Genomic DNA, 26,975 nt, shown 5'->3' on the forward strand with positions numbered 1-26,975 from the left:
TCGCCGCCAGCAGGGTGGTTGCCCCACCGGGTAGTTGCCAGAGATCGGCCCGGCGGCCATCTTACGCGCCTCGTCACGATGCCGGTTTTCCGGTCCGGGAGTCGCCATGTCAAGTACCGCCATCAGCACGGACGTCGTCATCGTCGGTGCAGGGCCGGTCGGCCTGTTCGCGGTGTTCGAGTGCGGCATGCTGAAGATGCGCTGTCACGTCGTGGATTCCCTCGACGTCGCCGGCGGCCAGTGCGCGGCACTCTATCCGGAGAAGCCGATCTACGACATACCCGGATATCCGCAGATCGATGCCCTCGATCTGATCGACCGTCTGCGCGAGCAGGCGGAGCCGTTCCATCCGGTCTACCATCTCGGCCAGCAGGTCGAGAAGCTGACGCCGCAGGACGGCGGCCGCTGGCTGGTCGAGACGTCGTCCGGCACCAGCATCGACTGCCGCGCCGTCATTGTCGCCGCCGGCGTCGGCGCCTTCGGGCCCAACCGCCCGCCGCTCGCCGGCATCGAGGCGTATGAGGGCAAGAGCGTCTTCTACATGGTCACCCGCCGCGAGGACTTCCGCGGCAAGCGCGTGGTGATCGCCGGCGGCGGCGATTCCGCCGTCGACTGGGTGCTGTCGCTGGCAGACGTCGCCGAGAAGATCATGGTCGTGCACCGCCGGCCGAAGTTCCGCGCCGCACCCGAGAGCGTCGCGCGGATGGAGGCCCTGGCCGCCGCGGGGAAGATAGAGATGGTCATCCCCTACCAGCTGGAAGGCCTCGACGGCGCCGACGGCCGGCTCGACGCCGTCATCGTCAAGACGCTGAAGGGCGAGGAGCGCCGGCTGGAGGCGGACGTGCTGCTGCCCTTCTACGGCCTCGCCATGAACTTGGGGCCGATCGCCGACTGGGGCCTGCACCTGGACCGCAACCACATCCACGTCGACCACGGCACCTGCGCCACGAACGCCCCGGGCATCTTCGCGATCGGCGACATCGCGACCTATCGCAACAAGCTGAAGCTGATCCTGACGGGCTTCGCCGAGGCGGCGACCGCGGCCCACGCCATCCATCCCCTGGTGCGTCCGGACGAGGAGCTGCACTGGGAGTATTCGACCACGAAGGGCGTTCCGGGGAGCTGATCGCCACTCCCCGAGTCGGGGGCTGGCGCCGCCGCCCGTCCGGCGCGAGACTGTCGGTATTCTCGGGAGGAACATCCGATGAAGCTGACGGACGCGGCCCAAGTCATCCGCAGCAAGAATGCCGGCCCGCTGCAGGTGACACTCGATATCCTGTTCCCGACGCCGCAGGCCTACGCGCTGGCGGTGCAGTCGCCTTCCCTGACGCCGGCGGCACTGGCGCCCCTCTACGGCCTCGACGCCGATGCCGTGACGGTGATCCCCTTCGCCGCGGCGCAGGCGATCAAGATCGTCATGGACCGGCCGGTCGTCGCCGGCACGCCGGGCGATGCGGACGTCTACGGCGCACAGCAGCACCGCCCGCTGCTGGAGATCGAGCTGTGAGCGCCGCGGCGCGGCTGCTCGACCGCGGGCTGGGCCCACGCACGCCGCTGCGTGCCCTCTCGGCCTCCGGACAACTGGGCTACGGCGTGCCGGAAGCCGCGCTGCGCGCCGGCATCGCGCGCGACCCGCACTTCATCGGCTGCGACATGGGATCGGTCGACCCCGGCCCCTACTATCTGGGCTCCGGCCGCATGGCGACGGCGGAGACGATCACCCGCCGCGACCTGCGGCTCGTGCTGCGGGCCGCCCTGGACGCGAAGATCCCGCTGCTGATCGGCACGGCGGGCACGGCCGGTGCGGCACCGCATCTGGCCGCGACGCGCGCCCTGATCGAGGACATCGCGCGCACGGACGGGCTGCGCTTCCGGATGGCCGTCATCCATGCCGACATGCCACGCGACGCACTGAAGGCGATGGCAGCCGCCGGGCGGACGCGCCCGCTCGGCCGCATCCCGGCGCTCGACGACGCGACGATCGACGGCGCCGCGCACATCGTCGGGCAGATGGGGACCGAGCCCTTCATCCGCGCGCTCGCCGAGGGGCCGGACGTCATCCTCGCCGGCCGGGCCTGCGACACCGCCATCTTCGCGGCTATTCCGCAGATGCTCGGCTATGATCCGGGCCTGTTCACGCACATGGCGAAGATCATTGAGTGCACCTCGCTGTGCTGCGTGCCCGGCGGGCGCGACGCCATGCTCGGCACGATGGACGGCGACGGCTTCGTGCTGGAGAGCATGAACCCGGAGCGCGCCGCGACACCGCTCTCGGTTGCCGCCCACAGCCTGTACGAGCAGGCCGACCCGATCCTGGTGCACGAGCCGGACGGCATCCTGGACGTGTCCGCCGCGCGGTTCGAGGCGGTCGACGCGCGGCGCACCCGCGTCTGCGGCGGCATCTGGCGGGAGGCGGCGCAGATCACCATCAAGGTCGAGGGCGCCACCTGGGTCGGCGAGCGGGCGGTGCTGATCGCAGGCTCGTGCGATCCCCGCGTCATCGAGAACAGCGACGCGATCGTGGCGGGCGTGCGCGCCAACCTCGCGAGCATCATCCCGCCCGAGGGCGACACGGCGTACGACCTGCACTTCAAGGTGTACGGCAAAGGCGGGACCAGCCTGTTTCCGATCGCGGCGGGCACGACGCCGCCGGAGATCTGCTTCCTCGCCGAAGCCGTCGCGCCGACCATGGACCTGGCGCATTCGGTCATCGTCGTGGCGAAGCAGTTCCTGCTGCACCACGGCTTCGCCGGGCGCCTGTCGACGGCCGGCAACGTCGCCTTCCCGTTCACGCCGCCGGAGATGTCGCTGGGGTCGGCGTACCGCTTCTCGATCTACCACGTCGCCGACTGCGACGACCTGAAGGGCACGTTCCCGGTGGAGATCGTGAACCTGTGACGCGCGCGTTCAGCCCGCGAGGCTGAGGGTAGACGCCGTGCCGGGGACACCGAGCAGCCTGCCGAGAAAGCGGCGCGTCCAGGATTCCAGCGGCGGGTCGTATCTGGGGTGGTTGTCGATATGCGCCTCGGCCGGCTGCGCGCCGGGCAGGACCAAGCGATGCGGGGCGCCCGACGTCCAGCGCTTCTTCATGTCCAGTGTGACTTCGGGGTGGAACTGGACCCCGTAGGCGTTGGCGCCGTAGCGGAAGGCCTGCTGCTGGAAGACCGTGCTGCGGGCGAGGACGGTACAGGATTCGGGCAGCAGGAAGCCCTCGCGATGCCATTGGTAGACGGTCATGGGGCCGTCGAAATAGGCGCGGCCGGCGTCCGTCGGCTCGATGTCGACATAGCCGATCTCGACCATGCCTTCCGGATGCTCGGCCACGGATCCGCCGAGGACGCGTGCCAGCATCTGCGCTCCGAGGCATATGCCGACATAGGGTTTCCCTGAGTCCAGAACCTTGGGGATCCAATCGAGCTCTGCCCGGATGCCGCCCATGTGGCAGTCGTTGGCGCTCATCGGGCCGCCGAACACGAAGACGGCGTCATAGGCGTCCATCGACTCCGGCAGCCGATGCCCCATGCAGGGGCACCGGACGTCGATGACGTAGCCCATTTCCATGAGCAGGCAGCCGACCCGACCAGGATCGGAGCCCTTCTGATGAACGATGCAGAGGATTTTGCCGCGCATTTCGGTACCGGCATATGGCACGCGGTCCGGCACCGAGCAAGATCCGGGCCGCATGCCTGCCATGCGCGGGTCGTCGATGCCCGCCCCCGTCATGGGCGTGCCAGCCAGACGATGCCGACCCCCAGCACGCAGGCGGCCACCCCGCCCGTGCGCAGGAGCTGGGGCGCCCGCTGCAGCATCTCCAGCATCATCCGCTGCATGCCGGCGGGAAAGAGCGCGTAGAGCGCTCCTTCGACGGCGAGGGCCAGCCCGAGTGCGGCGAGGAGATCCCTCACGTGCGACAGTCCCTCAACGCGGCGTCGCCGGCGCCTCCGCCGGCGGGGTCCTGTTCTGCGGGGACGCGATGCCCGGCAGCGTCGGTGCACGGGCGGTCTGGCCCCCGCCGGCGGGATCGCCGAAGTAACGGAAGAAGTCGCTCTCCGGGCTCAGCACGAACGTGGTGCCGTCGGCGCCGAGCGCCTCGCGATAGGCCTGCATCGACCGGTAGAAGGTGAAGAAGGACGGATCCCGACCGAACGCATCGGCGTATATCTTGATCGCGTCTCCGTCGCCCTGACCGCGCAGCGTCTGGGCCGTACGCTCGGCCTCGGCGATCAGCACCGTCCGCTCCCGGTCGGCACGCGACCGGATGCGCTGGGCCAATTCGGCACCCTGCGCCCGGAATTCGCGCGCCTCGCGCTCACGTTCGGACTTCATGCGCTGGAAGATGGCCTCGGCGTTCGCCTGCGGCAGGTCGGCGCGCCGGATCCGCACGTCGATGATCTCGACGCCCAGCGCCTGGGCCGCCTTGTTGGTATCCGCCTGGATCTGCCGCATGATCTCCGTGCGCTCTTCCGAGAGCACCGCCGAGAGCGTGCGGTTGCCGATGACGCTCCGAAGGCTCGAACTGAGATAGCTCCGCAGCTGGCCGCGCGCCGCCGCTTCCGTCTGTACCGCCTGATAGAAGCGCAGGGGCTCGGTGATACGGAACCGGGCGAAGGCGTCGACGACGAACCGCTTCTGGTCCGACGTGATGACCTCTTCCGCCGGCGGGGCGAAGTCGAGCACGCGGTTGTCGTAGTAGACGACGTTCTGGATGAACGGCATCTTCACGTGCAGGCCCGGCTCCCGGACTTCCTCGATGGGAGCGCCGAACTGGAAGACGATCGCCTGCTCGGTCTGGTGAACCGTGTAGAGTGCGCTCCAGGCGAGAATGGCGGCGACGATGACGACGACGCCGGCGACGAGGGCGAGGATCCGGCTCATCGACGGGCCTCCCCCTGCTGCGGCGCGGGCGGCGAACGTCGCTGCAGTTCGTTCAGCGGCAGATAGGGCACGACGCCCTGGCCGCCGCCGGCGTCCTTGTCGATGATCACCTTGTTGGCGTTGCGCAGGACTTCCTCCAGGGTCTCCAGATAGATCCGCTGCCTCGTGACGTCCTGGGCGGAACTGTACGCAGCGTAGACGCTGTCGAAGCGCTCCGCGTCACCCTGCGCCCTCGCGACCACCTCCTGCTTGTAGGCCTCGGCCTCCTGGGTCAGACGCTCGGCATCGCCGCGGGCGCGCGGGATGATGTCGTTGCGATAGGCTTCCGCCTCGTTCCGCAGGCGCTCCTGGTCGGCACGCGCCCGCTGGACGTCGCGGAATGCGTCGATGACCTCGGCCGGGGGATCGACCTTCAGCAGCTGGACCTCGGTGACCTGAACGCCCGCGCCGTAATCGTCCAGCGTTCGCTGGATACGCTCCTGGACGGTCGCCTGAATGCGCGCGCGGCCTTCGGCGAGCGCCAGCGCGATCGGCGTCTGACCGATGATCTCGCGCATCGTGCTCTCGGAAACGCCTTTGATCGTCGTCTCCGGCGCACGCACGTTGAAGAGGAACCGGCCCGCGTCCGCGATCCGCCAGAAGACCGCGAAATTGATGTCGACGATGTTCTCGTCGCCGGTGAGCATCAGGGCCTCTTCCGGCACCTGACGGCCGATCTCGGGACGGCCGACCGTGGTGTCGCCGACGGCACGGAAGCCGACCTCGATGCGGTTGATGCGGGTGACCTTCGGCGTGTCGACCGTCTCGATCGGATAGGGCCAGGCGAAATGCAGGCCAGGCGGCGTCGTGCGGTTCCACTCACCGAAGCGCAGGACGACACCCTGCTCGTCACTCTGGACGCGGTAGATGCCCGTGGCGACCCAGACGACGAGCGCCAGCGCGATCAGGATGAAGATCCCCGCTCCACCAAGTCCGCCGGGCATCATGCCGCGCAACTTCTCCTGGCCGCGCCGCAGCATCTCCTCGAGGTTGGGCTGCTGACCGCCCCCACCGCCGCCGCCGGGACCACGCTGGCCGCCGCCGCCCCAGGGGCCGCCACCCCAAGGGCCGCCGCCGCCCCCGCCGCCCCAGGGGCCGCCGCCCCCGCCTTGGTTCTGCCATGGCATGGTGCAACCCTACTCCCTTACCTTCCGGATGGCTGCCATTCTACGGCCGCAGCCCTGTCATGTCCTGGCCGCATATTTGAAGGGAAGCCGCGCGAATCAAGCGCCGGCTGGCCGCCCCGACGCCTAGCGTGGGCCGGCGACGACCTTGGCGTCGTGCAGTTCGCCGATCTCCCGCTCCGGCAGGCCGAGTACGCTCGCCAGGATCTCGTCCGTGTGCTGGCCGAGCACCGGCGCCGGCGCCTGCGGCCGCCGGTCGAGGCCGACGAAGTCGAGCGGCGTCCCCGGCGTGAGATACGTCCCGGCGCCGGGATGCGCGACCCGCGAGAACATCGGGTTGTCCGTTGTCGACACCGGATCCTCGGCGAGCAGCTGCTTGAACGTCTGATACGGTCCCCAGAGCACGCCGGCCTTGTCGAAGATCGGTCGGATCTCCGCCAGCGTGTGACGCGCCACCCACGGCGCGATCGCCTCGGTCAGGGCCTCGCGCGCCCGGAAACGGTCGCCCTCGTCCTCCAGGTTCACGCCCATGCGGGATTCGATCGCGGCGAAGGCCTCGCCCAGGCCGGCCGAATCCTTCAGCGCGTGCAACTGCCGCGTGGTGAAGATGCAGATCATCACGTGGCGGCCGTCCGCCGTCGGGAAGTCCTGTCCGAACGTGCCGAAGATGTGGTTGCCGTAGCGCGCCCGCTCGTCACTGTTCACCTCGGCCTCGGCCAGATAGCCGAGGTTGCCCGCGGTCGCGAGTGCGACGTCCTGGAGCGGCAGTTTGATCAGGCGGCCTTCGCCGGTGGTCCGGCGATGCCGGTCGGCGGCGAGGATGCCCGTCGCCGCCATCATGCCCGTGGCGATGTCCCAGGCGGGAATGACCTGGTTCACCGGCCTCGGATGGCCTTCCGGGCCGCTGATCAGCGGGAAACCCACCCCCGCATTGACGGTGTAGTCCACCTGCGGCGCGCCGGTCCGGGTGCCGAGAATCGTCAGCATGATCAGGTCGGCCCGCCGCTTGGCGAACTCTTCGTAGGCGAGCCAGCCGCGCGCCGGCAGGTTCGTCATGAAGATGCCCGCGTCCGGGCCGGGGGCCGTGATCAGCGCCGTCAGCAGTTCGCGGCCGCGCGGCGAACGCAGGTCGACCGCGATCGAGCGCTTGCCCTTGTTCAGCCCCTGCCAATAGAGGCTGACGCCGTCGCGGGTGACCGGCCAGCGGTCGGAATCGAGCCCGCCTTTCAGCGCGTCGAAGCGGATCACGTCGGCGCCCAGCTGGGCGAGGGTCATCCCGCCCAGCGGTGCGGCGACGAAGGCGGAGCCTTCGACGACCCGAAGGCCCTTCAGAAGATCGTACATGCGGCCCTCACGCCACCGCGCCGGCGGCGCGCAGCTTCGCGATTTCGTCCTGCGAGAAGCCCCATGCCGCGAGCGCCTCGTCGGTATGCTCGCCCGCCTTCGCCGGCGGCCGCTGAATCTCCCCCGCGGTGCGGCTGAAGCGGGGCGCCGGGCCCGGCTGCGGCACGCCGTCGACGGTCACGAAGCTGCCGCGCGCGACGTTCTGCGGATGCTTCATCGCCTCGGACATGCTGAGGATCGGCGCGAAGCAGATGTCGGTGTTCTCCATGATCGCGCACCATTCGTCGCGCGTCTTCGTCTTGAAGATCGCGGCGAAGCGCTCGGTCATCTCCGGCCACTTGTCGCGGTCGGACTGCGGCGGCAGCGGCTGGCCCTCCAGCCCGGTCAGCTGCAGCAGCAACTTGTAGAACTGCGGCTCGATCGAGCCGATCGAGACGTGCTTGCCGTCCTTCGTCTCGTAGACGTTGTAATAGTGGGCGCCCTTGTCGAGCCGGTTCTTACCGCGCTCCTCGATCCAGGTGCCGGCGGCGAGCGCGCCGTACATCGCGGTCATCAGCGACGCCGAGCCTTCGACCATCGAGCAGTCAACGACCTGCCCCTTGCCCGAGGTGCGCGCCTCGATCACCGCGGCCAGGACGCCGACCGCCATGTAGAGCGCGCCACCGCCGAAATCGCCGACCAGGTTCAGCGGCGGCGTCGGCGGGCCGTTCCGTTCGCCGATGGCATGCAAGGCACCGGAGAGCGAGATGTAGTTGATGTCGTGCCCGGCGGCCCCGGCGATCGGTCCATCCTGGCCCCATCCGGTCATCCGGCCGTAGACCAGCTTTTCGTTCCGCTTCATGCAGACGTCGGGCCCGAGGCCCAGCCGTTCGGTGACGCCGGGCCGGAAGCCCTCGATCACCGCATCCGCCTGCTCGATCAGCTTCAACACCGTCTCGACGCCCTCGGGCGTCTTGAGGTCAACGGCGATGTTGCGGCGGCCGCGCGTGAGCAGGTTCCACTTCGCCGTGTCGCCGTCCTTGCCGACGTTGGCGGTCCGGTCGACGCGGACAACTTCGGCGCCCATGTCCGCCAGGAGCATGCAGCAGAACGGTCCCGGCCCGATCCCGGCCAGTTCGACGACCTTCACTCCCGTCAGCGGACCCATGTCACTTTCCTCACGCGGTTATCTGGACAATTGGCCGGCAGTCTATCCCATCCGGCCGCGCCCGAAACCCCGTTCCCGCGCAGCGCCGAACGAGCTGCCGGCCTTGCCCGCGTCACGGCGCGCAGAGGCCTTACGCCCATGCGCCTAGGTCGGATGAATCGTTAAAATTTTCCGAAGTTTCGCTTCAAATGCCGGCAGGCCACTGGAGGCGATATGATGCTCGGCACCCTGAACGCAGCTTTCCCCCGCAATGTGCTCGCCCGGTTCCGGCGCGACCGTCGCGGCGTGGCGGCGATCGAGTTCGCGATCATGCTGCCGCTCATGCTGGTCCTGCTGCTGGGCACATGGGAGATCGGCCGGGCCATCCTGGTGCAGATGCGCATCGGCGCTTCGGCGGCACAGCTCGGCGGGCTGGTCACCCGTGAGGCGACCCTGACGAGGGCCACCCTCCAGGACCTGTTCGCGGCAGCGCCGGTGATGACCGGCGGCACCGACCTGGGCGCCGACGGCGTGATGGTGGTGACCGCCGTCACGGGCGACGATCAGGGGCGCGGCCGGGTCGCCTGGCAGGAGTATGGTGCCGGCAGCCTGAAGACCGGCAGCCGCATCGGCAGGCCCGGCGCGTACGCGACGCTGCCCGACGGCATGACGATCACCGCCGGCGAGACGCTGATCGTCGTCGAGGTCTTCTTCAACGACGCCTCGTCCATGAACATGCTGCTCGGCCAGCGAAGCGTCTACCGCGCCACCGTGCAGCGCGGCCGCGCCGGCGACCTCGCCACCCTGGGCTGAACCGCTCTCAACGCCCCATGCCCTGGTACTCGGCGTTGGGGGCGATTCCCAGTCCGATCGCGAACCGGTTGGTGAAATTGTAGAAGGCCGCGACCTCGGTGAGGTCGAAGATGTCGGCATCGCTCAGCCCTTCGGCACGCAGAGCGGCCCGGTCGGCCTCCCCCACCTCGTTCGGCTCGAGCGTCAGCTTCCAGGCGAAGTCGAGCATCGCTCGCTGTCGCGGCGTGAGGTCGGCCGCGCGGTAGTTGACGGCGATCGTGTCGCCGAAGCGGGCATCGCCCGACAGTTGCCGCAGCACCGCCCCGTGAGCCACGATGCAGTAGTGGCAGCGGTTGGCGCTCGATACCGTCACGGCCACCATCTCGCGCTCCAGCTCCGACAGGCCCGAGGGCGCCCCCATCAGGTCGTTGCGGAACGCCTGATATTTTCGAAATCGTTCGGTGCGCATCGTGTAGGCCCGGAAGACGTTCGGCACGAAGCCGATCTTCTCCCGGCAGCGCGCGAAGAAGCCGCGCGTCCCATCGTCCAGACCCGCTTCGTCCGGCAGTTCGACCGCCGCCACGCGCTCGCCCATCTCTTGCCTCGCCCATTCTGACTGTCCCAGTGCTACCGGCCTAGCCGAACGATCGGCCCGGGCGCAAGAGACGACCCATGCCGGACACCGGTGGCCGATGTCGTTAACGCACCATTAGCCCCGCCGCCGGTACGATCCAGCTTCGCTACCGCCATCATAAGCCGGACCCCGCATTGCCGTGCTGGAAGCCCAGACCCGCCTGAGCCGATTTCTGCCCGCCACGGATCACATCCGTGAACGCGTGCGGGCATGGTGGGATGGCCGCGCCCCGGCGGTCGGCGGCGATGCGGCCACGGTGGATGCCCCCGCGCACGAGGAGGGCACGCCGCACGCCCCCCTGCCACCCGAACAATCGGTGTTGTGGTCTCCCGCGCGCATCGACCTTTCTCAACGGATTTGGGGCCCGGAGCATGTGGCGCCCGGCGGCGAGGAGCAGGTCGCGACGCTGCTGAAGCCGCTCAGCCTCAACCCCTCGATGAGCGTCATCGAGATTGGCGCCGGGCTGGGTGCCGCCACCCGGATGATGCACAAGCGCTTCGGCGTGTGGCCGAAGGCATTCGAGGCGGATGAAAACCTCGCGTCCGCCGCCTCCCTGCTCTCGAAGGCGGCAGGGCTCGCCAAGAAGGCTCCGGTCATCCATTCGCCGCTCGACAAGCTGGAGATCAAGGCCAACGGCTTCGACCGCGTCATTCTGCGCGATGTCGGGTATGTCGCGCCCGACAAGACGGATCTGCTGCGCGCCGCCGCCGCGGGCCTGCGCCGCCGCGGCCTGATGCTGATCACCGATTTCGTCCTGTCGCGGCCCGGCGCCGAAACCGACCCTCTGGTCGCGGCCTGGCGCGCCGGCGAGCCGGGGGACTCTGTACCCTGGTCGGAAGACGAACTTCTCGCCGCCCTCCGCACCTTGGGCCTCGACGTGCGAGTCACCGAGGACGAGTCGGCCATCCTGCGCCACCATGTCCTGGAGGGCTGGAAAGCGTTCCAGCCGACCCTCCTCACCTCGGCACCGCCCATGCCCCTGATCATGCTCGCCCTGCAGGAAGGAGAGCGCTGGCGCCGGTGCGTCGCCGCCCTCGACGGCGGCTCCCTGCGCTACAATCGCATCATCGCCTCGAAACCGTGAGGCCGGCCACTCTGCCGCTTGCAAACAGCGAAGCCGCCGGATATTCCCGGATGGTCGCCCAGACCGTGTTCCGGAAGTCTTTGCCGGCGGCGAGGACCGACCAAGAACAGCGCGCAGAGGGACGACGGCCCCTTTCCACATGACGGTTACTACCCTCTGAAGGGTTATCGGCGGTCGCCACTGGGCCGGCGGCAGTCGACGTGCGCCAACTGACCCTGGCGCGATTGGTCGGACGGGCGCGTTTCGTCCTGATTGTGAGGCAGCCATGCTGGTCAAGGAAGAGCTCGAGCGGGCAGAGGCGGAGGAGATCGCCCGCTACCGCAAGCTCAAAGGGTTTTGGGGAACCGTCTTCGCCGTGTTCACCGGCATCGCCGTCGTCCTGGGCATCAACCAGATGTTCAACCTCGGCTTCGGCATCGGCCTGGTGCTCATAGAGCCGCGCTACTTCTACCTGTTGACGGCGCTGCTGCTGCCGCTCGTCTTCGTCGCCTTCCCGGCGACGAAGTCCGGCAGCAAGGAGTTCGTACCCTGGTACGACGCGCTCCTCGCGCTGATCACCTTCGTCGTGCTCCTCTACTTCGTCTGGGAAGCCAACCGCATCCTCGAAGAGGCGTGGGAATACAGCGCTCCCAACATCGCGATCGCCCTCAGCTGCCTGCTCTGGCTGCTGCTCATCGAGATCGGCCGGCGCACCGGCGGGCCGTCGATCCTGGTCGTGACGATCGTCTTCTCGCTCTTCCCGGTCTACGCCCATCTGGTGCCCGAGGTGATCTCCGGCGTGAACCAGTCGATCTGGGACACGGCCGCCTTCCACATCATGAGCGTCGAGAGTTTCCTCGGCATCCCGATGCGCGCCTTCGGCACGCTGGTCTTCGGCTTCCTGATCTTCGGCGTCGCCATGCAGTACACCGGCGCGGGCGCCTTCTTCATCAACTTCGCCTTCGCTCTGCTCGGGAAGGTGCGCGGCGGCCCCGCGAAGGTCGCCATCTTCTCGTCCGGTCTCTTCGGCTCGATGAGCGGCAGCGTGGTCTCCAACGTGCTGACCACCGGCTGCATGACCATTCCCGCGATGAAGAAGATCGGCTTCAAGCCGGCCTATGCCGGCGGCGTCGAAGCCTGCGCCTCGACCGGCGGCGTGCTGATGCCGCCGATCATGGGCGCCACGGCCTTCGTCATGGCCTCCTTCCTCAACGTGCCCTACGTCGAGGTGGTGATCGCCGCGACGATCCCGTCGCTGCTCTACTATTTCGGCCTGTTCATGCAGATCGACGCCTATGCGGCGCGGCGCGGCATGAAGGGCCTGCCGGCTTCCGAGCTGCCCAGCCTGTGGCAGACCGTCAAGGAAGGCTGGTACTACATCTTCGCCTTCCTCGCCCTGATCTACATGCTGCTGATCCTGCAGCAGGAGGCGACGGCGCCGTTCTACGCCACCGCGCTGCTGCTCGGCATCAACCAGATCTCCGCGAAGCACCGGATGAACTGGGCGAAGTTCAAGGCCTTCTTCTTCGGCACCGGCATCCTGTTCGCCGAACTGTGCGGCATCCTGGCGGCGATCGGGCTGATCGTCGGGTCGCTGTCGCTCACCGGCATGGCCGGCACGCTGACCAACGACCTGGTCTTCATCGCCGGTGGCAACGTGCTGATGCTGCTGGTCATGGGCGCCCTCACCAGCTTCATCCTCGGCATGGGGATGACGGTCACCGCCTGCTACATCTTCCTGGCGGTCATCCTGGCGCCGGCCCTGATCAAGGCGGGCCTCAACCCCATGGGCGTCCACCTGTTCCTGATGTACTGGGGCATGATCTCGTTCATCACGCCGCCCGTGGCCATCGGCGCGTTCGTCGCGGCGGGCCTCGCCAAGGCGCCGCCGATGCAGACGGGCATGGAGGCGATGCGGCTCGGCATCGTCATCTACATCGTCCCGTTCTTCTTCGTGTTCAATCCAGCCCTGCTGTTCCAGGGGGAGGCGACCGAGATCGCCATCGTCGTCGGCACGGCGATCCTGGGCGTCATCGTGATATCCGGTGCCCTGCAGGGCTATCTGCTGCAGGTCGGCGACCTGGGCAGCGGCCCGGTCTCTCTGTTCGCCCGCCTGCTGATCTTCGCCGGCGGCCTGTTCCTCGCAGCCCCTGGCGGCACCTTCGGGCTCGGTCACCTCGAGCTTCTGGCACTGTCGGCGGCGGCGATCCTGCCCGGCCTGCTTCTCGTCTTGCTGACGCGGCGCTTCCGCGGCACCGGCCCGATCGGCCTCAATCCCACCTGACGGGACGCGGCTGTCGGGGCAATGCGATTTGCCTGCCCCGGCAGCCGTCACGGCGGTTGCGGCCCCTGAGCCACCGCGCTATATGTCCGCGGCCCTGACGGAGTGTAGCTCAGCCTGGTAGAGCACTGCCTTCGGGAGGCAGGGGCCGGAGGTTCGAATCCTCTCACTCCGACCAAAGGTCCGGCAGGCTTCCCGAGCCGCCGGCGAACGCGAGGCCCCGGAGAAATCCGGGGCCTCGCGTCGTTTCGGACAGAGGCCGTCGGGGCAGCCCGCGTCAGCAGCGGTAGAAGATCCGCACTTCGTCGATGTGCCGGTATTTCGTCGGGTCGAAGCGCCAGTTCCGCTCCTGCCAGTCGTAGTCGGTGCGCGGCGCCGGCATGCGCAGCGTGTAGACCTCCGGCTTCTCGCCGCTTCGGTCCGGCGGCAGGGTGAAGAGCGGCCAACCGTTGGAGGCGGCCACCTCGACCCACATGTCCCACCTGTCGCTCTCGCCGGTCGTCCAGGCCTTGGCATCCCACCGGCTGGTGCCGACCTCCGTCAGCACGAGCGTTGCGCCGGGACGCATCGTGCAGCGGCCGGAACGCAGTTCGGGAAAGACGAAGGTCTTTTCGCCGCGCGCCAGTGCGACCGGATCATTGGGATGGATTCGGACGGCGACGTTGTCCAATTCACCGCGGCTCTGGCATCCGCCGGCCAGCAGCGCGAGAGCGAGACCGGCCACGGCGGCCGCGACAGACTGACGCATTTCTTTCCCCCCATCGATCTCGGCCGAGTCGCCGGCCATGCGCGGCGAAGCCGCGGCTTTGGGTAGCACGGACGGTCGCCGCCGCCATAGCCGGCACGCCACGGCAGCCTGGGAAACGTGACAATTCCGCGGCACCTCGCGTGCGACCGGCCTCACACGCGGCACTTTTTTCCACGTTCACCATTCCTAAGCATGTTCGGACTGATAGAATCATCTCCATTGACGGTGTCGAGGCCGCATTGATCGGTCAGCGACCGGCGCCGCGGGGGAGCGGAGCGAAGCCTCCGCCAGAGACCGAACCGGTTGCGACAGCGCTGACGATGGGCCCCAGGGCACAGCGCGAATATTTGATCAGTCACATGTTGATTCTTTGAGCAGTTTTGCGTTCCTGCTGCGTTAACGCTACGTGGGGATGCAGTACGGCTGAAATGAGCGGCAACACGCGCTCGATGGGCGTAGCGGCACGTTAGGTGCAAGATACGCCATCAACTGGAAATGCCGGCCGGGTGATCAACACGCGGCCGGAGCGAAAGACCTGAGGGGGACGGAAGGGCACGGTGCCGCGTCTGGCGCCGGCCAAGGATCGAGGACCGGAGCAACAGAGGTTACGGGGTAGCGCCATGCTGGATGTGTTCGACGCATTCTCTTCGGCCTATGCACGCGAGCGGCACGAGGAGACGAGCCTGCAAGCCTATCTGATGGCTTGCAGGGACGATCCGGGACTGTACGCGAGCGCTCCCGAACGCATGATGAAGGCGATCGGCGAGCCCGAGATCTTCGACACGAGCAGCGACTCCCGGCTCGGCCGCATCTTCATGAACCGCACGATCAAGCGGTACCCGGCATTCGCGGAATTCTACGGCATGGAGCAGACGATCGAACGGATCGTCAGCTACTTCCGGCATGCCGCCCAGGGGTTGGAGGAACGAAAGCAGATCCTCTACCTCCTCGGCCCGGTCGGCGGCGGCAAGTCGACCCTGGCCGAGCGGCTGAAGATCCTCATGGAGAAGGAGCCGATCTACGTCCTGAAGGCCGGCGACGAAGTCAGCCCCGTGTTCGAATCGCCGCTCGGCCTGTTCGACCCGGTACGCTTCGGCGACCTGCTCGAGGACAAGTACGGCATCGCCCGGCGCCGCCTGACCGGACTGATGTCGCCCTGGGCGGTGAAGCGCCTCGACGAGTTCGGCGGCGACATCTCGAAGTTCAGCGTCGTCAAGCTCTACCCGTCGAAGCTGCGCCAGGTGTGCGTGGCGAAGACCGAGCCGGGCGACGAGAACAACCAGGACATCTCCGCGCTCGTCGGCAAGGTCGACATCCGCAAGCTGGAGCACTACAGCCAGAGCGACCCCGACGCATACAGCTTCTCCGGCGGCCTGAACCGCACCACCCAGGGGCTGCTCGAGTTCGTCGAGATGTTCAAGGCGCCGATCAAGGTGCTGCACCCGCTGCTCACCGCTACCCAGGAGGGCAACTATATCGGCACCGAATCCTTCGGCGCCTTCCCCTTCCAGGGCATCATCCTGGCGCACTCGAACGAGGCCGAGTGGCAGCAGTTCAAGAGCAACAAGAACAACGAGGCCTTCCTCGACCGCATCTGCGTCGTGAAGGTGCCCTACTGCCTGCGGCCGACGGAAGAGACGATGATCTACCGCAAGCTCGTCCGCACCAGTGAACTCGACGGCGCCTCCTGCGCCCCCGAGACGCTGGAGATGCTGGCGAAGTTCTCCGTCCTGACCCGCCTGCACGAGCACGAGAACTCCAACCTCGTCACCAAGATGCGGGTCTATGACGGCGAGAACCTGAAGGACACCGGCCCCAAGGCCAAGTCCATGCAGGAGTATCGCGACGCGGCGGGCGTCGACGAGGGCATGACCGGCACCTCGACCCGCTTCGCCTTCAAGATCCTGTCGGAGACCTTCAACTTCGACAGCGACGAGGTGGCGGCCGACCCGGTCCACCTGATGTACGTGCTGGAGCATGCGATCAAGCGGGAGCAGTTCCCGAAGGAGCAGGAAAAGAAGTACCTCGACTTCATCAAGTCGGAACTGGCACCGCGCTACGCCGAGTTCATCGGCAACGAGATCCAGAAGGCCTATCTCGAATCCTACAACGACTACGGCCAGAACCTCTTCGACCGCTACATCTCCTACGCCGACGCCTGGATCGAGGAACAGGACTTCAAGGATCCGGACACCGGTCAGATCTTCGACCGCGAGATCCTCGACCAGGAGCTGTCGAAGATCGAGAAGCCGGCCGGCGTGGCGAACCCGAAGGACTTCCGCAACGAGGTGGTGAAGTTCGCCCTGCGCGCCCGCGCCCAGAACGACGGCCGCAACCCCTCGTGGACCAGCTACGAGAAGCTGCGCGAGGTGATCGAGCGGCGCATGTTCTCGCAGATCGAGGATCTGCTGCCGGTGATCAGCTTCGGCAGCAAGAAGGACGGCGAGACGGACCGCAAGCACCACGAGTTCGTCAGCCGCCTGGTGAAGCGCGGCTACACCGAACGCCAGGTCCGGCGCCTGGTCGAATGGTACATGCGGGTCAACAAGGCCGGCTGATCGAAGCACACGGGACGAGGCACGGGACATGGCCCATTTCATCGACCGACGGCCGAACCCGAAGGATAAGAACCTGGGCAATCGCCAGCGCTTCATGCGGCGCGCCCGGGGACAGATCAAGGAGGTCGTCAGCCGCTCCGTCCGCGAGCGCAAGATCACCGATGCGGCGAGCGGCGAAACCATCTCGATCCCGACCAAGGGCATCGGCGAGCCGCGCCTGCGGCATGCCGATGCCGGAGGTCAGCGCACCAGGGTGCTCGGCGGCAACCGGGAGTTCGAGACCGGCGACCGGATCAAGAAGCCGCCCCAGGGCGGTGGCGGCGGGGCCGGCGGCGATCCCGCGAACCAGGGCGGCGGCCAGGACGACTTCCAGTTCACCCTGACCGGCGAGGAGTTCCTCGACATCTTCTTCGAGGACCTGGAACTGCCGGACCTGGTGAAGACCAACCTGCGCGAGATCACCGCCTTCACGCGCCGGCGCGCCGGCTACACGAACGCCGGAAACCCGGCCAATCTCGACGTGCTCCGCACGATGCGGAACAGCTTCGCCCGCCGCATTTCGCTGAAGCGACCGGAGGAGGACCAGTTGGAAGGCCTCCGCCGCCAGATCGTCGATCTCGAGCGAGGCAACCAGCCGGGCTCCGACAACGCGGCGCGCCTGAAGCTGCTGCACGAGGAACTGGCGGCCTTGGAACGGCGGCGGCGCTGGGTGCCCTATATCGACCCGCTCGACATCCGCTACCGCGACTACCACAAGCACCCGGAGCCGAACACGCGGGCGGTGATGTTCTGCCTGATGGACGTTTCCGGCTCGATGGGCGAGCGCGAGAAGGATCTCGCGAAGCGCTTCTTCATGCTCCTGCACCTGTTCCTGCAGCGCCGCTACGATCGGATCGAGGTCGTCTTCATCCGGCACACCCACGAGGCGCAGGAAGTCGACGAGGAAACCTTCTTCTACAGCCGGGAGACGGGCGGCACCGTCGTCAGCTCGGCGCTGACCGAGATGCTCAAGGTCGTGCGCGACCGGTATCCCGCGGACCAATGGAACATCTATGCCGCCCAGGCGTCGGACGGCGACAACTATCCGGGCGACGGCGCGGCCTGCGTGGCGCTCCTCGAACAGTTCCTGATGCCGATGTGCCAGTACTACGCCTATGTCGAGATTCTCGACGAGCGCGAGATCGACGTCTTCCGCAACGCGGCGCACGGCGCCGCCCTGTGGAACGCCTATGCCACCGTCGAAGAGCGCTTCGCCAATTTCGACATGAAGCGGATCGCCCGGCCCGGCGACATCTACCCGGTCTTCCGGGAGCTCTTCGCCAAGGAAAAACACTGAGTTCGTAGGCCGTCGAGACCGCAGCACGCAGAGCCGCCTCCACGGTCGAGCGCGGCGCCGGGGAAGAGCCCATGAGCAGCACGATGACCGCAGTCAGGCCGCTGTTCGAGAGTTCCGACTGGAACTTCGATACCCTGCGGCGCACCTACGACGCCATCGAGCAGGTGGCGCTCCATGATCTCGGCCTCGACGTCTATCCCAACCAGGTCGAGATCATCTCGTCCGAACAGATGCTGGACGCCTACGCGTCGATCGGCCTGCCGCTGATGTACCGGCACTGGTCCTTCGGCAAGCATTTCGTCCAGCAGGAGAAGATGTACCGGAAAGGCTACTCGGGTCTGGCCTACGAGATCGTCATCAATTCGAGCCCCTGCATCAGCTACAACATGGAAGAGAATTCCATGGCGATGCAGGCGCTGGTCATGGCGCACGCCGCCTTCGGCCACAACCACTTCTTCAAGAACAACTACATGTTCCGGCAGTGGACCGACGCCGAGGGTATCCTGGAATATCTTTCCTGGATCAAGGGCTACGTCGCGCACTGCGAGGAGCAGCACGGGCTGGAGGCGGTGGAACGCATCCTCGACGCCGCCCATGCGCTGATGGATCAGGCGGTGTTCCGTTATCACCGGCCGCCGGAGCCGACGGCCCGCATGCGCAACCAACGCGAGCAGGATCGGCGCGATTACGAGGAGCGCACCTTCAACGATCTGTGGCGGACGGTGCCCCAGGGGAGCGCCGATCACGAACCGTCGGAGACCGAGACCCGCATGAGCGAACGGCGCCGGCGGCTGAAACTGCCCGAGGAGAACCTCCTCTACTTCATCGAGCGCAACAGCCCGATCCTGGAACCCTGGCAGCGCGACCTGCTGCACATCGTCCGCGACATCGCCCAGTATTTCTACCCGCAGAAGCAGACCAAGGTGATGAACGAGGGCTGTGCCACCTTCGTCCATCACTACATCACCAACGCGCTCTACGAGCAGGGTCTGCTGACCGAAGGCGCGATGCTGGAGATCCTGCACAACCACGCCAACGTCGTGTTCCAGCCGGGCTTCGACGATCCGCGCTACAGCGGGATAAACCCCTATGCCCTCGGTTACGCCATGATGGAGGACATCAGGCGGATCTGCACGCAGCCGACGCCCGAGGATCGCGAGTGGTTCCCGGATCTCGCCGGTTCGGGCGACTGGCGGGGCACGCTGCGCTACGCCTGGGCGAACTATCGGGACGAGTCCTTCATCCGCCAGTATCTCAGCCCAGCGCTGATCCGGAAGATGAAGCTGTTCGCACTGACCGACGACGGCGAGTCGCCCTACTACACCGTGAGCGGCATCCATGACGAGCGCGGCTACCGCTATGTCCGCGACGCCCTGGCCAAGTCCTACGACCTCGCCACGCACGAGCCCGACATCCAGGTGGTCGACGTCGACCTCCGCGGCGACCGGAAGCTGGAACTGCGGCACACGATGCGGGAGGGCGTTCCCCTGGCCCAGCCGGCGCGCGACCAGGTGCTGCAGCACGTCCGCCTCCTCTGGGGCTACGACGTCAGCCTGGTGTCGGTCGAAGCCTGAGGCTGATTCCGCGCGTGACACCGTCGTAGTACGGCGCGGAACATCGTCGGGTGGGTGCGTGTTCTCCCTTCGGAACCACGAGGAGAGGACGAATGCCGCTCTGGAAGATCGTGCCGGCCGCCGATCTCGACGACCCGCGTTGGCTCGATCGCCGACCGTGGCGGGAGGTCGTGGTCCGGGCGGAGTCGGCGGCGATGGCGCGTGTCGCCGCATCGGGGCTGGACCGTCCGCCCGAGCCCGAGGTCGGCGTGGGCAACGAGACAGTCGGCTTCAGCAGTGCGTTCGATGACGAGAAGCTGTATTGGGTTATCCAGGTCGACGCGGCGGCTTCCGGTCCGACGGAGATCGTCAGCGCGACCCCCGCCGGAAACGGCTGATGCATGATTGCCGCCCCTTCATCGTCGAGAGACCATGCAGCCTGCCGCCGCTCCCGACATGGGTACATTCGCGCTCTACATCCTGCTGCCCATGCTGGTCGGCGCGGTGGGCGGCGCGATCGGCGACCGCGAGAACATGATGCAGGGCGTCTTCGTCGGCGGCATCAGCGGGGCGGTCTTCGGCCTGATCGCGATGATCGCGCTCGGCCACCTCAGCGAATAGCGGCGCCGGAATGCTGGCCGCCGGCCCCCTCGCGGAGGCCGGCGGTCTGTCATGCAGCCATGCTCCGGCGCGCGCCGGCGCCGGAGGGTCGGAACAGGCGGATCAGGCGGCCCGGATGGCGGAGGCCATGACCTCGGGCGTCACCGCTTCGGCGAACTGTGCGAAGTTCTTCTCGAACCGCGCCGCCAGCGCGCGGGCGGTGCTGTCGTAGGCGCTCTTGTCCGCCCAGGTGTTGCGCGGATTCAGCACCTCGGGCGGCACGCCCGGGCACTCGACCGGCAGATGGAGACCGAAGAAGGGATCCGCCTTGGTCTCGATGGTCGCGAGACGGCCGTCGAGCGCGGCGCGGATCATCGCGCGCGTGTGCGCGATCTTCATCCGCTCGCCCACGCCGTATGCGCCGCCGCTCCAGCCGGTATTGACCAGCCAGCAGTCCACGCCGCCGCGCGCCAGGCGCTCGCCCAGCATCTTGGCGTAGACGGTCGGGTGTCGCGGCATGAAGGGAGCCCCGAAGCAAGTCGAGAAGGTCGCCTGCGGCTCGTTCCCCAGCCCCTTCTCCGTGCCGGCGACGCGCGCCGTGTAGCCGGAGAGGAAATGGTACATCGCCTGCTCGGTCGTCAGCTTGGCGATCGGCGGCAGAACGCCAAAGGCGTCCGCCGTCAGCATGATCACGTTCTTGGCGTAGGGGCCGATGCCGGTCGCGCTGGCGTTCGGAATGAAGTCCAGCGGGTACGAGCTGCGCGTGTTCTCGGTCATGCTGTTGTCGTCGAGATCGAGCCGGTGCGTCACCGGGTCCATCACGACGTTCTCCAGCACCGTGCCGAAGCGGTTCGACGCGGCGTAGATCTCGGGCTCCGCCTCTTCCGAAAGACGGATGACCTTGGCGTAGCAGCCGCCTTCGAAGTTGAAGACGCCGTCCGGCGTCCAGCCGTGCTCGTCGTCGCCGATCAGGGTGCGGGTGCTGTCGGCGGACAGCGTCGTCTTGCCGGTGCCGGACAAGCCGAAGAACAGCGCGGTATCGCCGTCGGGCCCGATGTTCGCCGAACAGTGCATCGGCATCACGCCGCGCGCCGGCAGGATGTAGTTCAGGACGGTGAAGATGGACTTCTTGATCTCGCCGGCATAGCTCGACCCGGCGATCAGGACGATGCGGTGCGTGAAGTCGACGGCGATGACGGTTTCGGAGCGGGTACCGTCGAGTTCGGGCACGGCCCGAAAGCCGGGCGCCTGGATGACCGTAAAGTCGGGCTCGAACCGCGCGAGACTGCGCGCGTCGGGCCGGATGAACATGTTGCGCGCGAACAGGTTGTGCCACGCGTGCTCCGTGACGACCCGCACCGACAGGCGGTGGTCGGGGTCGGCGCCGGCGAACAGGTCCTGTACGAAGAGTTCGCGGCCCTGCAGATAGGCCAGCATCCGCTGGCGCAGGCGGCCGAACGTCTCGGGCTTCATCGGCTTGTTGACCGTGCCCCACCAGACGGTCTTGGCGGTGTTCTCGTCCTCGACGACGAACTTGTCGTTGGGCGACCGGCCCGTGTGCTGCCCCGTGGTGCACACCAGCGCTCCACCTTCGGCAAGCTGGCCCTCGCCCCGCGTCACGGCCGCCTGCGTGAGCGCCGCCACTCCCAGATTCCAGTGCACGGCTCCGGGATTCGTGAGCCCGTGTTTCTCCAGCTCGCTGATCTTCGACACTACCGTCACCCGCTCCAGGCGTTTCGGAAACAGAACGATTGGGGGCGTTGCCGCGGGAACGGTGTCCCGTTGCCATCACGCCCCCGCCATCCCTTTTGCATGCAGGATAAGTGCCCCGCGAGATCGATACAAGAAAACCGCCGCGGCGGATCGTCACGCTCATCCGGCGCGATCGGGTGCCTCGACGCGGATCTCACGGCGCGCGCCGGGCTTCGCGGACGAGTCTGACCAGCTCGGCCCGCGCCGCGCCGGCGTCCTCGATACGGGCGTCGAAACGCAGCCGGGCCGCCCGCGCGTCCGTGGCTAGGTCGATGCCCTCGGGGTCGATCCCGGTCATCCGCCAGGGCCCCGGCGGCAACCCCAGCAGCCGCGTCGCGTAGAGTTCTATCGCGTCCGCATGGTCTTCGTTCATGTGATCCACGATGCCGGCCTCGCTCTCGGCGAGCGCCGGGGCCGGCGGCACGAGGACCGCGTCCCGGTCCAGCCAGCGTATCCGGCCGAAGCCGGCCACCAGGTGCGCCCGCTCCACCGCCATGCGGTAGAGGCGGAAATCCTTGAAGTCCACGTAGCCGCTAGCCGAGGGCTGGCGCGCCAGGTAGCGCCGAAGCGACGCAGCCGATGCGTCGGGCGCGATCCGGCCGAGGACGGCCACGCGCGCCTCGGCGAGGGCATCCTCGCCCGGCGACGCCGCGAACAGCAGGGACGCGCGCGGATCGGCCGCGATATTGCGGCTGTGCTCCGCCAGGTCGGACAGGAGCAGAAGCGGCTCGCCCTCCTGGGTGCAGGCCGTGGCCACCAGGGAGCCGAACGGCCAACCGTCGCCGACGGCCGCCGTCGACAGGGCGGCCCGCCCGGCGCTTCGGACGAGGTCCCGCGCCGTCCTCACGATATCCTCGGGCGGCGCGTCTGCGGCGGTTGGGGCGGCGCTCATTCCCGGTCCGTGCGGTTGACGATCGTATGACGGGCTACAACGTTACCAGGGACTTTCGGTTCGTCCATCGACGGCGCGGCGGAGCATTGCGGAGCGTCCGGCGCGGCGCCGGGATACCGCAAATCGGCCACAAATGCACCCCACGCTCGCGCCGGACACAGCCATGAGGATGCGAGACATGACCTCAACCGTCGCCCTGGTCGACGACGACCGAAACATCCTCACCTCCGTGACGATGGCGCTCGAAGCCGAAGGCTTCGCGGTCCACACCTACGGCGACGGCGAGCAGGCGTTGCGCGGCATGCGTGCGCAGCCGGTCGACCTAGCGGTGCTCGACATCAAGATGCCTCGCATGGACGGCATGGAACTGCTGCAGCGCCTGCGCCAGCAGAGCAAGCTGCCGGTCATCTTCCTGACGTCGAAGGACGACGAGGTCGACGAGGTCCTCGGCCTGCGGATGGGTGCCGACGACTATATCCGCAAGCCCTTCTCGCAGCGCCTGCTGATCGAGCGGATCCGGGCGCTGCTGCGGCGCACCGAGTTGGAGGAGCCGGGCACGGACGGCACACCCGACGATCTCATGGTGCGGGGCGATCTCGTACTGGACAGCGCGCGCCACATGTGTACCTGGAAGGGATTGCAGGTGACCCTCACCGTCACCGAGTTCCTGCTGCTCAAGTCCCTCGCATCGCGGCCGGGCTATGTGAAGAGCCGGGACCTGCTGATGGATGCGGCCTACGGCGAGCATGTCTATGTCGACGACCGGACGATCGACAGCCACATCAAGCGGGTTCGCCGCAAGTTCAAGGCGGTGGACCAGGAGTTCGCCGAAATCGAGACCCTCTACGGCGTCGGCTACCGCTATCGCCCGGTCTGAGCCCTCGGCCCGGGAAGCACAGCAGGGCAGGGTTGTGGTGGCGGCGCGGCGGCGCCGCCGTTTCCTCTCGCCCATCACCCTGCGCATCCTGGCGGTCAACCTCATCGCCATCGGCATCCTCGCCGCCGGCCTGCTGTGGCTCGGCCAGTACAAGCGCGGCCTGATCCAGAGCGAACTCGAGGTGCTGCGGGCCCAGGGCCGGCTGATCGCGATGGCGCTGGGCGAGGGGGCGGTCCTCGCCGATCCCGACCGCGACCCGGTGCTGGTCCCCGAAGTGGCCAACCGCCTGGTGCGCCGCCTGTCCGAGCCGGCGTCGGCGCGGGTGCGGCTCTACGCCGCCGACGGTCGCATGATGGCCGACAGCCGCCGGATGATCGGCCCCGGTGGTCTGGTCGAGATGGAGGAGCTGCCGCCGCTGGCGCCGGCCAACCCGCTGCACCGCGTCATCAACTACGTCTATGACGGCATCCTGCATCTCCTGACGCCGATCACGGCGAAGGAGCTCTATTCCGAATCGTTCGGCCAGCCGACCGACGACTTCCCCGAACTGCGCGTCGCCCTCGGCGGCGACGTCGGACGCACCGCCCGCGCGACCGAGGACGGCGGCATCATGCTGACCGTCGCCGAGCCCGTGCAGCACTATAAGCGCGTCGTCGGCGCGCTGCTGCTGTCGGCGCGCGGCGACGCGATCGAGACCGCGGTCCGCTCGGTCCGCCTCAACATCCTGGCGCTGTTCGGCGTGGCGCTGGCGGTCACGGTCCTGCTGTCGATCTACCTGTCGGGCGCCATCGCCCGGCCGATCCTGCGCCTCGCCGTCGCCGCGGAGCGCGTGCGCCGCGGCCAGGGCCGCAAGGTGATGATCCCCGACATGACTGCGCGCGGCGACGAGATCGGCGAACTGTCCGCCGCCCTGCGCGCCATGACCGAGGCGCTGTGGCTGCGCATGGACGCCATCGAGCGCTTCGCCGCGGACGTGGCGCACGAGATCAAGAACCCGCTCACCTCGCTGCGCAGCGCCGTCGAGACCGCCGCGCGGATCAAGGAGCCGTCGCAGCAGCAGCACCTGATGGCGATCATCGTCGACGACGTCCGCCGCCTCGACCGGCTGATCTCCGACATTTCCGATGCCTCGCGTCTCGACGCCGAGCTGTCCCGCGCCGAAAGCGAGACCGTCGATCTCGCGCGCATGCTGGAGACCCTGGTCGACATCTACAGCACCACCGGCGACGGCCGCGACGGCAAGCCGAGCCTGGGGCTGGAGAACAGCGACGGCAACCTGCGGGTGGCGGGCATGGAAGATCGCCTCGTCCAGGTCTTCCGCAACCTGCTCGGCAACGCCATCTCCTTCAGCCCGCCGGGCGGCCGCATCACGCTGCGCGGCCGACGCTCGGAGGGTATCGTGTCGGTGGCGATCGAGGACCAGGGGCCCGGCATTCCGCCCGGCAAGGAGGAGGCGATCTTCGAGCGCTTCTACAGCGAGCGGCCAGCGGGCGAGAAGTTCGGGACCCATTCCGGCCTCGGCCTCAGCATCTCGCGCCAGATCGTCGAGGCACACGGCGGCACCCTTTCCGCCGAGAACCGCCGCGGTCCCGACGGGGATATCGTCGGCGCCCGCTTCATCGTGCGCCTGCCGGCCATGCCGTCCGCACGATGATCCGGTCAGGCGCCGTCGCGGCCGGCCAGAGCATGCCGCACGACCTTCTTCATGACGCTGGGCAAAGCATGCTCGACCAGCCGGTCGATCGGCACCCAGAACGTCCCGCCGGGCGCCGGCGTCCCTGCCGGCACCTCCGCGGCGAGCACCGTCAGCTCCAGTTCGAAATGCGTGAACACGTGGCGCACCAGGCCGGGAAGCGACCGCCAGCCGCCCGGATCGAGCGGCGCATGCGCGGCGGCCTCCGGCAGCGCCCCGCCGTCCTCCTGCCAGGGAGAAGACGGAACCTCGGTCATCCCGCCGAGCAGGCCCTTCTCCACCCGGCGGCGCAGCAGGACCGCTCCGTCCGCCCGCACGATCCAGAAGGCGACGCCCAGGCGCCGCGGCCGCGCCGCCTTGGCGGTCCGGCGGGGCAGGGCCGCTGCGATGCCGGCGGCGCGGGCCGCGCAGCCCTCGGCCAGCGGGCAGACCATGCAGAGCGGGCTGCGCGGCGTGCAGACGGTGGCGCCCAGATCCATGCTCGCCTGGGCGAAGTCGCCGGGTCGGCCCTCGGGCGTCAGCCGCGCCGCCGCGATCCGCAGTTCCTGCTTGGCTGCGGGCAGCGGCGTGTCGATCGCGAACAGCCGCGCCACGACGCGCTCGACATTGCCGTCGACGGGCGTCGCCTTGCGGTCGAAGGCGATCGCCGCGATCGCTGCGGCGGTATAGGTGCCGATTCCCGGCAAGGCCAGCAGCGCCGCCTCGCTGTCGGGGAACCGCCCGTCGTGCCGCTCCACGACCGCCTGGGCGCATTTGTGCAGGTTGCGCGCCCGCGCGTAGTAGCCGAGGCCCGCCCAGGCGTGCAGCACGTCGTCGAGCGGCGCGGCGGCGAGGTCGCCCACCGTCGGCCAGCGTGCCAGGAACCGCCGGTAATAGGCATCGACCGCCGCGACGGTCGTCTGCTGCAGCATGATCTCGCTCAGCCAGACATGGTACGGATCGGCCCGCTGGCCCGGCAGCGCACGCCAGGGCAGGGTGCGCCGATGCCGGTCGTACCAGGCGAGCAGGCGCGGTGCCACGCTCTCAGGCGGTGGGCCGGGTGATGAAGCGGGTTTCGACAGGACGCGGCTCGAAAAAGACGGAAGGCGGCGCCGCCGAAGGGACCACGCGCGCCGGAACCGTACAAGAGCCGCGTGGCATCGAGGCCGGGGCGGAGCGGCGGACCGCGGCCGGGCCCCGCGCGATCGGCACCATGCTGGACCGCCTCGTCGGGAAGGCAGGCCATCGCCGCGGCTTCGGCGAGGCACGGATCCTCACGGAGTGGGCGGCCGTCGTCGGCGAGGAACTGGCGGGCTGCACCCTGCCGGAGCGGATCGCGCGCAGCCGCGGCGCGAAGGACGGCGGCGGCGTCCTGCACCTGAGGGTGCAGAGCGGCTGGGCACCGAGCGTACAGCATATGGGCCCCGTGATCGTCGAGCGTATCAACAGGTATCTCGGCTATGCCGCGATCGACCGTATCGCCATGCGGCAGGGCATCGTCGCGCCGGCCCGCCGTCGCGGCCCGCCACCGCGCCGGCCGTTGGCGGCGGACGAACGCGCCGATCTCGAAGCCGCCCTTCGCGGGGTCGACGATCCCGATCTGGCGGCGGCGCTGCGGGCTCTGGGCGAGGCCGTCCTCGCGCGTGAGGAGAACCGCACCACGACCCGCCGCGACGCCACCACCCCTCCCTCCCGTTGAGGACTTCGCC

General features: G+C 68.2%; 25 protein-coding genes and 1 tRNA gene. 15 read left to right on the top strand and 11 right to left on the bottom strand.

Annotation, left to right across the window (positions count from 1 at the left end; all coding sequences use genetic code 11):
• Positions 1 to 106: 106 nt before the first annotated feature.
• From ABIE65_RS07465 to ABIE65_RS07475, 3 genes are all read left to right on the top strand, one after another.
• Positions 107 to 1,126 carry an NAD(P)/FAD-dependent oxidoreductase gene (locus ABIE65_RS07465; RefSeq protein ID WP_354076765.1) on the top strand — a complete coding sequence of 340 codons (1,020 nt, stop codon included), beginning with the start codon at positions 107 to 109 and terminating at the stop codon, positions 1,124 to 1,126.
• 78 nt (positions 1,127 to 1,204) lie between these two features.
• Complete coding sequence (locus ABIE65_RS07470) at positions 1,205 to 1,507, top strand: DUF4387 domain-containing protein (protein ID WP_354076767.1); 303 nt, start codon at positions 1,205 to 1,207, stop codon at positions 1,505 to 1,507.
• A complete protein-coding gene (locus tag ABIE65_RS07475) occupies positions 1,504 to 2,898 on the top strand; it encodes an acyclic terpene utilization AtuA family protein (RefSeq protein WP_354076769.1) in 1,395 nt (464 codons plus the stop codon). The genes ABIE65_RS07470 and ABIE65_RS07475 overlap by 4 nt, the downstream gene beginning before the upstream one ends.
• A 9-nt stretch (positions 2,899 to 2,907) precedes the next feature.
• Here ABIE65_RS07475 and ABIE65_RS07480 read toward each other — a convergent pair whose 3' ends face one another.
• The 6 genes from ABIE65_RS07480 to ABIE65_RS07505 form a co-directional block, all read right to left on the bottom strand.
• A complete protein-coding gene (locus tag ABIE65_RS07480) occupies positions 2,908 to 3,630 on the bottom strand; it encodes a glutamine amidotransferase-related protein (RefSeq protein ID WP_354076771.1) in 723 nt (240 codons plus the stop codon).
• An 89-nt stretch (positions 3,631 to 3,719) separates the two neighbouring features.
• The gene (locus ABIE65_RS07485; protein ID WP_354076772.1) at positions 3,720 to 3,905 is read right to left on the bottom strand and encodes a DUF2065 domain-containing protein; all 186 of its coding nucleotides are present in this window, start codon (positions 3,903 to 3,905) and stop codon (positions 3,720 to 3,722) included.
• A gap of 13 nt (positions 3,906 to 3,918) precedes the next feature.
• The gene (gene hflC, locus ABIE65_RS07490; RefSeq protein ID WP_354076773.1) at positions 3,919 to 4,875 is read right to left on the bottom strand and encodes a protease modulator HflC; all 957 of its coding nucleotides are present in this window, start codon (positions 4,873 to 4,875) and stop codon (positions 3,919 to 3,921) included.
• A complete protein-coding gene (hflK, locus tag ABIE65_RS07495; protein WP_354076775.1) occupies positions 4,872 to 6,041 on the bottom strand; it encodes an FtsH protease activity modulator HflK in 1,170 nt (389 codons plus the stop codon). Before hflK ends, hflC begins: the two co-directional genes overlap by 4 nt.
• A 123-nt stretch (positions 6,042 to 6,164) precedes the next feature.
• Positions 6,165 to 7,382, bottom strand: a complete 1,218-nt coding sequence (locus tag ABIE65_RS07500) for a CoA transferase (protein WP_354076777.1) — start codon at positions 7,380 to 7,382, stop codon at positions 6,165 to 6,167.
• 7 nt (positions 7,383 to 7,389) lie between these two features.
• Positions 7,390 to 8,529, bottom strand: a complete 1,140-nt coding sequence (locus ABIE65_RS07505) for a CaiB/BaiF CoA transferase family protein (protein ID WP_354076779.1) — start codon at positions 8,527 to 8,529, stop codon at positions 7,390 to 7,392.
• A 213-nt stretch (positions 8,530 to 8,742) separates the two neighbouring features.
• On the opposite strand from ABIE65_RS07505, the gene ABIE65_RS07510 reads away from it, so the two are divergent.
• Positions 8,743 to 9,321: a TadE/TadG family type IV pilus assembly protein gene (locus tag ABIE65_RS07510; RefSeq protein ID WP_354076781.1), complete on the top strand. Its 579-nt coding sequence runs from the start codon at positions 8,743 to 8,745 to the stop codon at positions 9,319 to 9,321.
• A 7-nt stretch (positions 9,322 to 9,328) separates the two neighbouring features.
• On the opposite strand, the gene ABIE65_RS07515 is transcribed toward ABIE65_RS07510, so the two are convergent.
• The gene (locus tag ABIE65_RS07515; RefSeq protein ID WP_354076783.1) at positions 9,329 to 9,895 is read right to left on the bottom strand and encodes a peroxidase-related enzyme; all 567 of its coding nucleotides are present in this window, start codon (positions 9,893 to 9,895) and stop codon (positions 9,329 to 9,331) included.
• A 178-nt stretch (positions 9,896 to 10,073) separates the two neighbouring features.
• Between ABIE65_RS07515 and ABIE65_RS07520 the strand changes: the two genes are divergently transcribed.
• The 3 genes from ABIE65_RS07520 to ABIE65_RS07530 all read left to right on the top strand — a co-directional run bounded on the left by ABIE65_RS07520 (position 10,074) and on the right by ABIE65_RS07530 (position 13,456).
• A complete protein-coding gene (locus ABIE65_RS07520; RefSeq protein WP_354076785.1) occupies positions 10,074 to 11,018 on the top strand; it encodes a methyltransferase domain-containing protein in 945 nt (314 codons plus the stop codon).
• A gap of 265 nt (positions 11,019 to 11,283) precedes the next feature.
• Positions 11,284 to 13,281: a TRAP transporter permease gene (locus tag ABIE65_RS07525; protein WP_354076787.1), complete on the top strand. Its 1,998-nt coding sequence runs from the start codon at positions 11,284 to 11,286 to the stop codon at positions 13,279 to 13,281.
• 98 nt (positions 13,282 to 13,379) lie between these two features.
• Positions 13,380 to 13,456, top strand: a tRNA-Pro gene (locus tag ABIE65_RS07530).
• A gap of 99 nt (positions 13,457 to 13,555) precedes the next feature.
• Here the strand turns inward: ABIE65_RS07530 and ABIE65_RS07535 are convergent.
• A complete protein-coding gene (locus ABIE65_RS07535; protein ID WP_354076789.1) occupies positions 13,556 to 14,026 on the bottom strand; it encodes a DUF6294 family protein in 471 nt (156 codons plus the stop codon).
• A 620-nt stretch (positions 14,027 to 14,646) separates the two neighbouring features.
• Here ABIE65_RS07535 and ABIE65_RS07540 point away from each other — a divergent pair.
• The 5 genes from ABIE65_RS07540 to ABIE65_RS07560 all read left to right on the top strand — a co-directional run bounded on the left by ABIE65_RS07540 (position 14,647) and on the right by ABIE65_RS07560 (position 20,094).
• Complete coding sequence (locus tag ABIE65_RS07540; protein ID WP_354076791.1) at positions 14,647 to 16,584, top strand: PrkA family serine protein kinase; 1,938 nt, start codon at positions 14,647 to 14,649, stop codon at positions 16,582 to 16,584.
• Between the two features lie 28 nt (positions 16,585 to 16,612).
• Positions 16,613 to 17,920 carry a YeaH/YhbH family protein gene (locus tag ABIE65_RS07545; RefSeq protein ID WP_354076793.1) on the top strand — a complete coding sequence of 436 codons (1,308 nt, stop codon included), beginning with the start codon at positions 16,613 to 16,615 and terminating at the stop codon, positions 17,918 to 17,920.
• Between the two features lie 71 nt (positions 17,921 to 17,991).
• Complete coding sequence (locus tag ABIE65_RS07550; RefSeq protein ID WP_354076795.1) at positions 17,992 to 19,494, top strand: SpoVR family protein; 1,503 nt, start codon at positions 17,992 to 17,994, stop codon at positions 19,492 to 19,494.
• A gap of 92 nt (positions 19,495 to 19,586) precedes the next feature.
• Positions 19,587 to 19,871, top strand: coding sequence for a hypothetical protein (locus ABIE65_RS07555; RefSeq protein ID WP_354076797.1), 285 nt, complete (start codon positions 19,587 to 19,589; stop codon positions 19,869 to 19,871).
• Positions 19,872 to 19,905: 34 nt separating this feature from the next.
• Positions 19,906 to 20,094: a hypothetical protein gene (locus tag ABIE65_RS07560; protein WP_354076799.1), complete on the top strand. Its 189-nt coding sequence runs from the start codon at positions 19,906 to 19,908 to the stop codon at positions 20,092 to 20,094.
• Positions 20,095 to 20,196: 102 nt separating this feature from the next.
• Here ABIE65_RS07560 and ABIE65_RS07565 read toward each other — a convergent pair whose 3' ends face one another.
• Positions 20,197 to 21,786, bottom strand: coding sequence for a phosphoenolpyruvate carboxykinase (locus ABIE65_RS07565; RefSeq protein ID WP_354076800.1), 1,590 nt, complete (start codon positions 21,784 to 21,786; stop codon positions 20,197 to 20,199).
• Between the two features lie 193 nt (positions 21,787 to 21,979).
• Positions 21,980 to 22,717: a HugZ family pyridoxamine 5'-phosphate oxidase gene (locus ABIE65_RS07570; RefSeq protein ID WP_354076802.1), complete on the bottom strand. Its 738-nt coding sequence runs from the start codon at positions 22,715 to 22,717 to the stop codon at positions 21,980 to 21,982.
• A 178-nt stretch (positions 22,718 to 22,895) separates the two neighbouring features.
• On the opposite strand from ABIE65_RS07570, the gene ABIE65_RS07575 reads away from it, so the two are divergent.
• On the top strand, positions 22,896 to 23,594 hold the full coding sequence (locus ABIE65_RS07575; protein ID WP_354076803.1) for a response regulator transcription factor: 699 nt from the start codon (positions 22,896 to 22,898) through the stop codon (positions 23,592 to 23,594).
• A gap of 37 nt (positions 23,595 to 23,631) precedes the next feature.
• Positions 23,632 to 25,248 carry a sensor histidine kinase gene (locus ABIE65_RS07580; RefSeq protein WP_354076804.1) on the top strand — a complete coding sequence of 539 codons (1,617 nt, stop codon included), beginning with the start codon at positions 23,632 to 23,634 and terminating at the stop codon, positions 25,246 to 25,248.
• Positions 25,249 to 25,253: 5 nt separating this feature from the next.
• On the opposite strand, the gene mutY is transcribed toward ABIE65_RS07580, so the two are convergent.
• On the bottom strand, positions 25,254 to 26,306 hold the full coding sequence (mutY, locus tag ABIE65_RS07585; protein WP_354076806.1) for an A/G-specific adenine glycosylase: 1,053 nt from the start codon (positions 26,304 to 26,306) through the stop codon (positions 25,254 to 25,256).
• Between mutY and ABIE65_RS07590 the strand changes: the two genes are divergently transcribed.
• A complete protein-coding gene (locus ABIE65_RS07590) occupies positions 26,300 to 26,965 on the top strand; it encodes a DUF721 domain-containing protein (protein ID WP_354076808.1) in 666 nt (221 codons plus the stop codon). The genes mutY and ABIE65_RS07590 overlap by 7 nt on opposite strands.
• Positions 26,966 to 26,975 lie beyond the last annotated feature (10 nt).

Source organism: Constrictibacter sp. MBR-5, from assembly GCF_040549485.1.
Lineage (GTDB): Bacteria > Pseudomonadota > Alphaproteobacteria > JAJUGE01 > JAJUGE01 > Constrictibacter.

What these genes read in the sequence shown, in the direction of transcription:
- ABIE65_RS07465 (WP_354076765.1), top strand. Translation starts at nt 107, where the DNA reads ATGTCAAGTACCGCCATCAGCACGGACGTCGTCATCGTCGGTGCAGGG.
- ABIE65_RS07470 (WP_354076767.1), top strand. Translation starts at nt 1,205, where the DNA reads ATGAAGCTGACGGACGCGGCCCAAGTCATCCGCAGCAAGAATGCCGGC.
- ABIE65_RS07480 (WP_354076771.1), bottom strand. Translation starts at nt 3,630, where the DNA reads ATGCGCGGCAAAATCCTCTGCATCGTTCATCAGAAGGGCTCCGATCCT.
- hflC (WP_354076773.1), bottom strand. Translation starts at nt 4,875, where the DNA reads ATGAGCCGGATCCTCGCCCTCGTCGCCGGCGTCGTCGTCATCGTCGCC.
- hflK (WP_354076775.1), bottom strand. Translation starts at nt 6,041, where the DNA reads ATGCCATGGCAGAACCAAGGCGGGGGCGGCGGCCCCTGGGGCGGCGGG.
- ABIE65_RS07500 (WP_354076777.1), bottom strand. Translation starts at nt 7,382, where the DNA reads ATGTACGATCTTCTGAAGGGCCTTCGGGTCGTCGAAGGCTCCGCCTTC.
- ABIE65_RS07505 (WP_354076779.1), bottom strand. Translation starts at nt 8,529, where the DNA reads ATGGGTCCGCTGACGGGAGTGAAGGTCGTCGAACTGGCCGGGATCGGG.
- ABIE65_RS07510 (WP_354076781.1), top strand. Translation starts at nt 8,743, where the DNA reads ATGATGCTCGGCACCCTGAACGCAGCTTTCCCCCGCAATGTGCTCGCC.
- ABIE65_RS07515 (WP_354076783.1), bottom strand. Translation starts at nt 9,895, where the DNA reads ATGGGCGAGCGCGTGGCGGCGGTCGAACTGCCGGACGAAGCGGGTCTG.
- ABIE65_RS07525 (WP_354076787.1), top strand. Translation starts at nt 11,284, where the DNA reads ATGCTGGTCAAGGAAGAGCTCGAGCGGGCAGAGGCGGAGGAGATCGCC.
- ABIE65_RS07535 (WP_354076789.1), bottom strand. Translation starts at nt 14,026, where the DNA reads ATGCGTCAGTCTGTCGCGGCCGCCGTGGCCGGTCTCGCTCTCGCGCTG.
- ABIE65_RS07540 (WP_354076791.1), top strand. Translation starts at nt 14,647, where the DNA reads ATGCTGGATGTGTTCGACGCATTCTCTTCGGCCTATGCACGCGAGCGG.
- ABIE65_RS07545 (WP_354076793.1), top strand. Translation starts at nt 16,613, where the DNA reads ATGGCCCATTTCATCGACCGACGGCCGAACCCGAAGGATAAGAACCTG.
- ABIE65_RS07550 (WP_354076795.1), top strand. Translation starts at nt 17,992, where the DNA reads ATGAGCAGCACGATGACCGCAGTCAGGCCGCTGTTCGAGAGTTCCGAC.
- ABIE65_RS07555 (WP_354076797.1), top strand. Translation starts at nt 19,587, where the DNA reads ATGCCGCTCTGGAAGATCGTGCCGGCCGCCGATCTCGACGACCCGCGT.
- ABIE65_RS07560 (WP_354076799.1), top strand. Translation starts at nt 19,906, where the DNA reads ATGCAGCCTGCCGCCGCTCCCGACATGGGTACATTCGCGCTCTACATC.
- ABIE65_RS07570 (WP_354076802.1), bottom strand. Translation starts at nt 22,717, where the DNA reads ATGAGCGCCGCCCCAACCGCCGCAGACGCGCCGCCCGAGGATATCGTG.
- ABIE65_RS07575 (WP_354076803.1), top strand. Translation starts at nt 22,896, where the DNA reads ATGACCTCAACCGTCGCCCTGGTCGACGACGACCGAAACATCCTCACC.